Here is a 9,992-nt window from a genome sequence, read left to right on the forward strand (position 1 = left end):
GCACCGGCGTTGGCGACCTCAATCTGTTCGATATTTTCCTGTTGAAAACCGAGGGCGTGCAGTTAGGCATCGGCCCGCAAATTACCGCGCCCACCGCCGAGCATGACGAGCTGGGCACCGGCAAATGGCAGGCGGGCTTGGCCGCAATTGCCATCGACGCCTCGCCACGCGGCCTGCTCGGCGCCTTGGTGCAATACCAAAGCTCCTTTGCCGGTGACGACGACCGCGAGCATGTGGAAACCGCCACCTTGCAGCCGTTTGTAATCCATAACCTGCCCAAGGGCTGGTACCTGCGCTCCACCGGTACGTGGACCTTCGACCTGAAAAACAACAGCCACTACATCCCCATCGGCTTCGGCGTGGGCAAGGCGTGGAAGGGCGGCAGCAACATCTACAACGCCTTTGTCGAGCCGCAGTACACCGTCGACCACAAAGGCCCTGGCGTACCACAATTCACGGTTTTCGCCGGGCTGAATATCACCTTGGGTAAATAATCAAAGCACTAAGGAGTTGCCATGCGTCCTGCGAATTTCCGGCCGTTGGCCATGCTTGCCGTTGTAACCTTCAGCCTTGCCAGCCAGGGCGCTGAACCGACCCACGAGCAAACCCGCGCCATCGCCAAAGACGCCTATATCTACGGCGTTCCCATGGTTTCCGTGTATGGCACCGTGCACGCCTTTTCCATCGACAAAGGCAACCCGCAGTACAAAGGACCGTTTAACTCGGTATTGAACGTGGCGCGGGTGTTCACTCCCGCCGACACCGCATTTGTCACCCCCAACTCTGACACGCCCTATACCTTTATCGGCCTGGACCTGCGCGCCGAACCGCAGGTAATCAGCGTGCCGAAAATGGAGAAAGACCGGTATTTCGTGTTCCAGCTGATGGACCTGTTTACCTTCAACTTCGCCTATATCGGCAGCCGCACCACCGGCAACGACGGCGGCCATTACCTGATCGCCGGGCCTGGCTGGAAGGGCGAAAAACCCGCAGGCATCACCCAGGTGATTCACTCGGAAACCTCCCTGGTAAACGTCATCGGCCGTACCCAACTGTTCAACCCGGCGGACCTGGACACCGTCAAAAAAATCCAGGCTGGTTATCAGGTACAGCCGCTCTCTAAATTCCTCAACAAACCCGCTGCCAAGCCCGCCGCCGATGTGGCCTGGCTTCCCGCCCTGGCGCCAAAAGAGGCGCGCACCTCGGCGCAGTTTTTTAATGAGCTGGCCTTTTTGCTGCAATTTGCCGAACCCGCCCACCCCAGCGAAGTGGCGCTGCGCAAACGCTTTGCCAGCCTGGGTATTGAGCCGGGCAAACCGTTCAACCTAAGCCAGCGTTCCCCCGACCAGCTCAAGGCGCTGCAAGAAGGCATGGCCGACGGCCAAAAGGCGATCGATGACTACCGCGCGTCCCTGGGCGGCAAGGTCGACAGCCTGTTTGGCGACCGCGCCTTCCTCGCCAACAACTACCTGCGCCGCGCCACCGGCACCCAGGTGGGCATCGGCGCCAACTCCCGCGAAGAAGCGCTGTACCCCATCTACGAAAAAGACGCCAACGGCCAGCCGCTGGACGGCGGCAAGCACCGCTACACCCTGCGTTTTGCCAACGGGAAATTGCCGCCAGTGAATGCGTTCTGGTCGCTGACGATGTACGACCTGCCCAGCCAGCTACTGGTGAAAAACCCGCTGAACCGCTACCTGATCAACTCGCCGATGCTGCCCGACCTGAAGAGCGACGCCGACGGCGGCCTGACCTTGTATATCCAGGCCGACTCCCCCGGCCAAGACTTGGAAGCCAACTGGCTGCCGGCCCCCAAAGGGCCGTTTATGTTGACCATGCGCTACTACTGGCCCAAGGCCGAGCTGCTGGAAAACCGCTGGCAGTCGCCAGTGGTGGAGGTGGCTAAATGAACGTCCGTCTACTCTGTGCCGGGCTTTTAAGCCTGGTAACCGCAAACGCCCACGCAGCCTTTAGCGCCAGTCCGACTGAGGCCCGCGCGATCGCCAAAGAGGCCTACCTGTATGGCTTCCCGGTGGTGGAAATGTACAAAACCCTCTACACCCAGGCGGTGGATAAGGGCGGCCCGAACTTCAAAGCGCCGTTCAATCAGATCGGCAATACGGCAAATATTTTCACCCCCAAAGACACCGCCTTCGTCACCCCGAACTCCGACACCCCGTACTCCTTTGTGTGGCTGGATTTACGCGCCGAACCGGTGGTGCTGACCTTGCCCGCCATCGAGGAAGGGCGCTATTACTCGGTGCAGTTGATCGACCTGTACACGCAGAATTTCGATTACCTCGGTACCCGCAAAACCAGCAACAAAGGCGGTAGCTACCTGATCGCCGGGCCAGGCTGGAAGGGTGAAAAACCCACCGGGATCGACGGGGTTATCCACTGCGAAAGCACTATCGCCTACGCCCTGTACCGCACCCAGCTGTTCAACGAAAAAGACCTGGCGCAGGTGAAAAAAATCCAGCAGGGCTACGGCGTGAAGACCCTTAGCGCGTTTCGCCAAAGCGCCGCGCCCGCCCCGGCCCGCCCAGTCGATTGGCCGGCTCCAGAAGCCAATATGAGCGAAACACCGGCATTGTTTCGCTACCTGAGTTTTATGCTGGCTTTTGCCCCCACGGTGCCCAGCGAAGCCGCGGTGATTGAGCGCTTCGCCAAGATAGGCGTAGGCCCCGGTCTACCGTTCGACGAGCACACCCTTACGGCGGAGCAGGCGCAAGCCCTGACGGCCGGTATTGCCGATGGCAAGGCCGAATTTGCGGCGTTCAAAAAAGCCAAAGTGGACAGTCACCAAGTCAGCAGCGGCGATCTGTTCGGCAGCCGCCAGCACTTGAACAACAACTACCTGTACCGCTATGCCGGCGCCAATATGGGGATCTTCGGTAACTCTGCCGAGGAGGCGAATTACATCGGCTACTTCGTCGACAACAGCGGCAAACCAGTGAACGCCGCCAGCACCCGCTACACGCTGCATTTCCCGCCCGGCCAGTTGCCGCCCGCCAAGGCGTTCTGGTCGCTGACCATGTATGACGGCAAAACCAAGCTGCTGGTGGACAACCCGCTCAATCGCTACCTGATCAATTCACGGATGTTGGCTGACCTGAAGAAAGACCCCGACGGCGGCCTGACCCTGTATGTGCAACACAGCTCGCCCGGCAAAGAGCAAGAAAGCAATTGGCTGCCGGCGCCAAGCGGCCCGTTCTACGGCGTATTGCGCCTGTACTTACCTAGCCCGCAACTGGCCAGTGGCGAATGGAAAATTCCGCCTCTTACCCCCGTCACCGACTAAGCCTTCGGGAGCACCGTTATGCGTAAAACCTCATTGCTGTGTGGCGCAAGTGCAGTCGCTCTGGCCACCTGCCCGCTGTTGGCCAGCGCCGACAATGCCCGCGATTGGCAGAACACGCCCATCGATACCAATTTCGTGTTTGGTTACTGGAACCTGGTGAATTCCAACACGCCAATCGACAGCTCCTTCCCGCTCGATGGTCTGTCGGTGGATGCCAATGTGTACATCCTGCGCTTGGCGCGCAGCTTTGCTTTGGGCGACCGCAATGCCGCGTTCCAGTTGCTGATTCCCTATGCCGATGTCGACGTAAAGCTGGATAACGCCGTGCTGCTCAATGGCAAAAAAGAAGACAACGGCATGGGCGATATCACGGCGGTGTTTGCCAGCAATATTTTTGGCGGCCCAGCAGTAACCAAAGAGGAGTTTGCCACCTGGCAGCCGGAAACCTTTCTCTCCTACGCCCTGTATGTCACCGCGCCGACCGGCGATTACGACAAGGACCAGATCATCAACATCGGCGCCAATCGCTGGGTGGTAAAACCGGAGCTGGCCTTTGGCACACCGTTCGGCCCGACCTGGCTGGAGATCAACGCCTACGCCTCGTTCTATGGCGATAACGACGACTACATCGGCAGCAACAAACTGGAACAGCGCCCGCTCGGCACCCTTGAGGCGCACTACAGCTACACCATCAACCGCGCCCTGTGGGTGTCGCTGGACGGCACCTACGCCAAGGGCGGCGAGACCAAAATCAACGGCGCCACGCAAGACAACGAACAGGAAAACAAAACCCTCGGCGCCAGCCTGGGCTTTATGTTGTCGCCCAACTTTGGCGGCTTGGTGGCCTATGCCGACAGCTATGAGCCACAACGCGATTCGGCGGACACCAATACCTGGACCGTGCGCTTGCAGTACGTGTGGTAAACGGCAATGCGCCGCCTATCCCAGTACAGCAGCGTGGCCATGTTGCTGGCCAGCACCACGGCAGGCGCGGCGGATAACTTGCCGGCCCTCGGCGCAGTGCCGTCCGGCAAGGCCGACAACGCGACCTGCCAGCAGCTGCAGCAGAATTTTGATATCGACCTTAAAGAAGTGGTGAAGGCCGGCTGCGAGCCGTCCACCGCGCAAATTGCCAAGCTGATGGACAACCCGGTCGGCAACCTGGTGATGCTCACCAACCAGTTCGACTACACCGCCCTCAAAGGCCCCAACAGCAACGGCACCCGCTACCTGGGCAAATACAGCTTTATGCCGACCTTTCCGGTTTCTATCGGCGAAGACTGGAACCTGATCAGCCGCATACCCATCACCTATATCAGCGCGCCGGTTAACCGCGATGCTGGCGAATTGATCGGCCATAGCGCCGGGGAAATTCTCAGCAACCCGGATTTCCCCGGCGTGGTGCAGGACCCCTTCGACCGCACCAGCGGCTTTGGCGACCTCACCTATGTCGGCGTGTTCTCACCCAAGCAGCCGGTGCATTTCGCTGGCGGCGGCAAGTTGGTCTGGGGCGTGGGGCCGACGGTGATGTTCCCCACCGCCGAGGAAGATGTGCTCGGCACCGGCAAGTACTCCATGGGCCCAGCGTTTGTGGCGGCGTACCTGGGCGAGGACTGGACCCTGGGCGTCTTCCCGCAGCACTGGTGGTCGGTGGGCGGCGACAGCGAGCGCAAGGACGTCAGCCTCACCAACATCCAGTATTTCATCCAGAAAGTGATACCCGGCCCCGAGCAGTGGCGGGTGGGCATGACCCCCAACGTGACGGTGAACTGGGAAGCCAAGAGCGGCAACAAGGTGACGTTCCCCATCGGCATCGGCGCCGGGCGCATTTTTAATTTCGGCAAATTGCCGGTACGCATCTCTGGGGAGCTGCAGTACAGCGTGATTCACCCCGACGACCAGATCAGCAGCCGCTGGAATTTCCGCCTGAACCTCACCCCGGTGATTCCAACCTTTATGTTTTAGCCGCCTGAACGGGATGCGCTCTTCGTAGGGTGTGCTGTGCGCACCGCGCGATGTCCCGGCAAGCGCACGCAGCAAAGGAGTACCGCATGACCGTACGCAACGACATCCTCGCCCTGCAGGCTGCCATCGCCGAAAGCGTACTCGGCCAGGAAGAGGTGATTCGCCAAATCCTGCTGGGCCTGCTCGCCAACGGCCACTTACTACTGGAAAGCCTGCCGGGCCTGGCGAAAACCCGCACGGTTAAAGCCCTGGCCAAGCACCTGAACACCACCATGAGCCGGATTCAATTCACCCCCGACCTGCTGCCCTCCGACATCACCGGTGCCGAGGTGCTGCACCAGGTGGACGGCCAGAACCAGATCCGCTTTCAACCCGGCCCGCTGTTTGGCAATTTGATTCTGGCCGATGAAATCAACCGCGCCCCGGCCAAGGTCCAGGCCGCGTTGCTTGAAGCCATGGAAGAACGGCAAATCACCGTGGCCGGCAGCAGCCACCCGATGCCGCCGCTGTTCTGCGTGCTGGCCACGCAAAACCCCATCGAGCAAGAAGGCACCTACCCGCTGCCGGAAGCGCAGATGGACCGTTTTCTGATGAAGGTGCTGCTCGACTACCCCCAGCCCGCCGACGAAAGCCAGGTGCTGCGCCTGCTGCGCGAAGAGGAACAGGCCGGCAGCAGCCGCAGTAGCGCCCCGCCCTTTACCCTGGAGGAAAGGGTAATTTTTGCCGCGCGCAGCGAGGTGGCCGCCATTCATGTGGCGCCGGCCATCGACACCTATTTGATCGACCTGATCAATGCCACCCGCCACCCCAGCGACTACGACGCCGACCTCGGCCGCTGGTTATCAATCGGCGCCAGCCCGCGCGGCGGCATCAGCCTTGACCGCACGGCGCGCGCCCATGCCTGGCTGGCGGGCCAGGACTTTGTCAGCCCCGACGATGTACGCGCGGTGCTGCACCCGGTGCTGCGCCATCGCCTGCAACTGAGCTACGACGCCGTGGCCGATGGCATCAGCGCCGACCAGGTGCTCGACCGCCTGCTCGACCGCGTCGCGGTTCCGGCATAGCCATGAACACGCCGGCCTTGGACGTCGACGGCCTGGTATACACCGGCCTGGCCGAGCTGATGGCCCTGGAATTTAAAGCCCGGGGCTTGAGCTTTGCCGCCCGGCAACCCTTGGCCAGCATTCTCGCCGGCGCCCATGCCTCGCGCTTGCGCGGGCGCGGTTTGAATTTTGAAGAGCTGCGCCGCTACCAGCCGGGTGATGACCTGCGCCACCTCGACTGGCGCGCCTCGCTGCGCACCGGCAAACCCTTTATCCGCAGCTACAGCGAAGAGCGTGACCGCCCGGCATTGATCGTGGTCGACCAACGCATGGCGATGTTTTTTGGCTCCGCGCGCGGCTTTAAGTCGGTCACCGCCGCCGAGCTCGGCGCGCTGGCGGCGTGGATGGCTTTCCAGGCCGGCGACCGCGTCGGTGGCCTGGTGTTTAACGACCAGCGCATCGACGCCATCGCCCCACTGCGCAGCCGTGCGCGCATTCAACAGCTGTGCGCCAGCATCGCCCGGCAGAACCAAGCGCTGCATGTTGGCAACCCGGACGCCGAGGGCGAAACCCAGCTCGACCTGGTGCTGCACCGTTGCCTGGGCGTGGCCAAGCACGACCATTTACTGTGCATCGTCAGCGACTTTGCCGGCGCCGGGCCGCGCACCTTGCAGCTGCTGCGCGAACTCTCGGCGCATAACGATGTGGTGGCCATGCAGGTGTTCGACCCCCTGGCACTCAAGCTGCCGGATAGCGGCCGGGTAAGGGTCACCCAGGGCCAGTTGCAAGTAGACGTGGCGGTCGGGCGCCAGCAGGTGCGTAAGCCCTTGAGCGACTTTTTAACCGGGCGCTTGCACGACGTAGCCACCCTGCTGCGCCGCAGCCAGGTGCCGTTGATGCTGTTCAGCAGCGGCGAAGAAAGCCTGCCACAGCTGCGCCGCGAACTGGGGCGAGGTGGGCGATGAGCACGGCGCCGGATATCAGCCAACTCAAGGAAATTGCCCTGCCGGCGCCGGTTAGCTATATGCCGCAAACCTGGGGTTGGCTGGTGTTATTGGCCGCGCTGCTGATCGCCCTCACCGCGTTCAGTGCCTGGCGTTATTGGCACTGGCGCCGTAACCGGTATCGGCGTGAGGCGCTGCTGCGGATGGCCGAATTGGAGCGCGCTTTCAGCACGGGTGAACAGCGCTTGGCAGCCCTGCGGGAACTGCCCGCGCTGCTTAAACGGGTGGCACTGTCGATCCCCGGCGACGCCTCGGCTGCCAGCTTGAGCGGCGAACACTGGCAAACCTTTCTCCAAGACCGTAGCCGCGAGCCCCTGCCCTCGGACTTTAGCCGCCAGCTGGCGCAGTTGGCCTATGCCCCTGCCGGCCACCTGCAAGCGATGCCCGACGAACTAGGCCGCGCACTGTTTAGCCGGGCACGGCGCTGGGTGGAGACACACGATGTGGCAGCTTGATTACCCCTGGTTGTTGCTGGTGCTGCCGCTGCCTTGGCTGGGTTACCGCGTGCTGGCACCGTACCAGGAAGGACGCAGCGCCCTGCGCGTGCCGTTTTTCGCCGCCATGAGCCGGGCCATTGGCCAGGTGCCCAGCGCCGCGAATGTGCAAGGCAGCCGCTGGCAGTTGCTGCTCAATAGCGTGGTGTGGGCACTGCTGGTGCTGGCCGTGGCGCGACCGGTGTTGGTCGAGCCGCCACTGACCCACAGCGCGCCAACGCGCGACCTCATGCTGGCGGTGGATATCTCGCAATCCATGCAAACCACTGACCTCACCAACGCCGCCGGCCAACCCACTGATCGCCTCAGCGCGGTAAAAGACGTGGTGCGCGGCTTTATCGACAAACGCCAAGACGACCGCCTGGGCCTGATCGTGTTTGGCACCGGTGCCTTTGCTCAGGCGCCGCTGACCCTCGACCACAGCAGCCTGCGCCTGTTGCTGGAGGAAGTGGGCATCGGCATGGCCGGGCCGAACACGGCGATTGGCGATGCCATCGGCCTGACCATCAAGCTCCTGAGCAACGCCCCAGAGCAGGACAAAGTGCTGATTCTGCTCACCGACGGCAACGACACCAGCAGCGCCATTCCCCCCGACCACGCCGCGCAGCTGGCAGCGGCCAAGGGCATTGTGATTCACACCATCGGCATTGGTGACCCGACTGCCGACGGCGAGGCCAAGGTCGACCTCAATGCCCTGCAACAGATCGCCAGCACAACTGGCGGGCGGTCGTTTCGCGCCGACGACCGCGCGGCCCTGGAGCAGGTCTACGCCACCCTGGACAGCATCACCCCGCACCAGGTGAACACACTCAGCCACCAGCCCAAGCGTGATGTGTTCTGGCTGCCGCTGGGGGCAGCGTTGGCGCTGCTATTGGCTTATCACCTGCTGGCGCTGGCGGTTGCCCACGTCGCTGCAGCCACGCAAAAAGCGCAGGAGGGCTGATGGAAATCGACCTCTCTGCCTTCCATTTTCTACGTCCGGCTTGGCTGCTGCTAATGGTCGCGGGCGTTGCCCTGGTGCTGCTCTGGCGCCGCCGCCAGGACGTGGCGCGACGCCTCGGTGCGAGCATCGCTCCGCACCTGCTGCGCCACCTGTTGATCACGCCGACGCACCCGCACCGTATACGCCCGGTGCATCTCACCGGCGCGGTGTTAATTCTGGGTGGCTTGGCCGCTGCCGGGCCGACCTGGCAGCAAGACCGCCCCGCGTTTCTGGACAACCGCGCACCGCTGATTATTGCCCTCGACCTATCGCCCTCCATGGACGCCAGCGACGTCTCGCCCACCCGCTTGCAAGCCGCCAAACACAAACTGCACGACCTGATCCAGCGCCGCGCCGGCGCACGTACCGGCTTAATCGCCTATGCCGGCAGCGCCCATTTGGTGCTGCCGCCCACCGACGACCCGGCGCTGCTGGACGGCTTTCTCCAAGCCTTATCCACAGGCCTGATCGAGCGCGCGGGCAAAGACGCCATCGGCGCTATCGAGCAAGGTAAACGCCTGCTGACTGCCAGCGGCCACGCCGAGCCCGGCACCCTGTTGCTGGTCACCGATGGTGCCGATAGCCAGCAGTTTGCCGACCTGCCCCAGCACGTGAAAGGCACTGATCTACAGGTACTGGTATTGGCCGTGGGCAGTGCCAATGGCGGCATAGTTCGCGATGGCAATGGCCAAGCTGTCACCGACAGCACTGGCCGCCCGGTGCTCGGTAGCTTCGACCAAACCGCGCTCAAACAACTCGCCAGCGCCGCCGACGCGCCGCTGGGCAGCCTGACCCTGAATGACGATGACCTCGACTGGGTGGAACTGCATGCACAAAAACACTTTCAAGACGCCACCGATGCCGGGCGCCAGGTGCACTGGAAGGACGCCGGTTATTGGCTGACTTGGCCGCTGGCGCTGCTGGCGTTGTTAGCTGTGCGCCGCGGCTGGAGCATTAACTGGGCCGCCGCCCTGCTGCTCGGCCTGTGGATAACGCCGCCACCGGCGGAGGCTGGGGTGATCATGGATGCGTTTTTTACTCCCGACCAACAAGGCCGCTGGGCATTCGAGCATGGGCAATTGCCCGAAGCCGCCGCGCGTTTCCATGACCCGTACTGGCAAGGTATTGCCGCCTACCAAGCCGCCGATTACGACCTGGCCCTAGCCAGCTTCGCCCGGCTAAATAGCGCACCGGCTTACTTCT

The 9,992-nt window shown here is 62.5% G+C and carries 9 protein-coding genes and 1 pseudogene; all 10 read left to right on the forward strand.

Going from position 1 to position 9,992, the window contains the following annotated elements:
• A pseudogene (locus AAAB16_RS14640) lies at positions 1-494 on the forward strand (hypothetical protein); the annotation flags it as partial.
• Between the two features lie 21 nt (positions 495-515).
• On the forward strand, positions 516-1,910 hold the full coding sequence (locus AAAB16_RS14645) for a DUF1254 domain-containing protein (RefSeq protein WP_340663972.1): 1,395 nt from the start codon (positions 516-518) through the stop codon (positions 1,908-1,910).
• Positions 1,907-3,301 (forward strand): DUF1254 domain-containing protein, encoded by a 1,395-nt coding sequence (locus AAAB16_RS14650; protein WP_340663973.1) that lies wholly within the window; start codon positions 1,907-1,909, stop codon positions 3,299-3,301. Before AAAB16_RS14645 ends, AAAB16_RS14650 begins: the two co-directional genes overlap by 4 nt.
• 18 nt (positions 3,302-3,319) lie before the next feature.
• Positions 3,320-4,225, forward strand: coding sequence for a transporter (locus tag AAAB16_RS14655; RefSeq protein ID WP_340663974.1), 906 nt, complete (start codon positions 3,320-3,322; stop codon positions 4,223-4,225).
• Between the two features lie 6 nt (positions 4,226-4,231).
• Positions 4,232-5,266 carry a hypothetical protein gene (locus AAAB16_RS14660; protein WP_340663975.1) on the forward strand — a complete coding sequence of 345 codons (1,035 nt, stop codon included), beginning with the start codon at positions 4,232-4,234 and terminating at the stop codon, positions 5,264-5,266.
• Between the two features lie 86 nt (positions 5,267-5,352).
• Entirely contained in the window at positions 5,353-6,330 is a 978-nt protein-coding gene (locus tag AAAB16_RS14665; protein WP_340663976.1) for a MoxR family ATPase, read from the forward strand.
• Between the two features lie 2 nt (positions 6,331-6,332).
• Positions 6,333-7,274, forward strand: coding sequence for a DUF58 domain-containing protein (locus AAAB16_RS14670; RefSeq protein WP_340663977.1), 942 nt, complete (start codon positions 6,333-6,335; stop codon positions 7,272-7,274).
• Positions 7,271-7,768: a DUF4381 domain-containing protein gene (locus AAAB16_RS14675; protein WP_340663978.1), complete on the forward strand. Its 498-nt coding sequence runs from the start codon at positions 7,271-7,273 to the stop codon at positions 7,766-7,768. The genes AAAB16_RS14670 and AAAB16_RS14675 overlap by 4 nt, the downstream gene beginning before the upstream one ends.
• Positions 7,755-8,750, forward strand: a complete 996-nt coding sequence (locus tag AAAB16_RS14680) for a VWA domain-containing protein (RefSeq protein WP_340663979.1) — start codon at positions 7,755-7,757, stop codon at positions 8,748-8,750. The genes AAAB16_RS14675 and AAAB16_RS14680 overlap by 14 nt, the downstream gene beginning before the upstream one ends.
• Positions 8,750-9,992 (forward strand): VWA domain-containing protein (locus tag AAAB16_RS14685; RefSeq protein WP_340663980.1); only part of this gene is annotated, 1,243 nt, incomplete at its 3' end. The genes AAAB16_RS14680 and AAAB16_RS14685, both read left to right, overlap by 1 nt.

The organism is Pseudomonas sp. (assembly GCF_037994325.1).
Lineage (GTDB): Bacteria > Pseudomonadota > Gammaproteobacteria > Pseudomonadales > Pseudomonadaceae > Aquipseudomonas.

Coding starts and splice junctions, on each gene's coding strand:
- AAAB16_RS14670 (WP_340663977.1), top strand. CDS start 6,333: ATGAACACGCCGGCCTTGGACGTCGACGGCCTGGTATACACCGGCCTG.
- AAAB16_RS14660 (WP_340663975.1), top strand. CDS start 4,232: ATGCGCCGCCTATCCCAGTACAGCAGCGTGGCCATGTTGCTGGCCAGC.
- AAAB16_RS14650 (WP_340663973.1), top strand. CDS start 1,907: ATGAACGTCCGTCTACTCTGTGCCGGGCTTTTAAGCCTGGTAACCGCA.
- AAAB16_RS14680 (WP_340663979.1), top strand. CDS start 7,755: ATGTGGCAGCTTGATTACCCCTGGTTGTTGCTGGTGCTGCCGCTGCCT.
- AAAB16_RS14665 (WP_340663976.1), top strand. CDS start 5,353: ATGACCGTACGCAACGACATCCTCGCCCTGCAGGCTGCCATCGCCGAA.
- AAAB16_RS14655 (WP_340663974.1), top strand. CDS start 3,320: ATGCGTAAAACCTCATTGCTGTGTGGCGCAAGTGCAGTCGCTCTGGCC.
- AAAB16_RS14645 (WP_340663972.1), top strand. CDS start 516: ATGCGTCCTGCGAATTTCCGGCCGTTGGCCATGCTTGCCGTTGTAACC.
- AAAB16_RS14675 (WP_340663978.1), top strand. CDS start 7,271: ATGAGCACGGCGCCGGATATCAGCCAACTCAAGGAAATTGCCCTGCCG.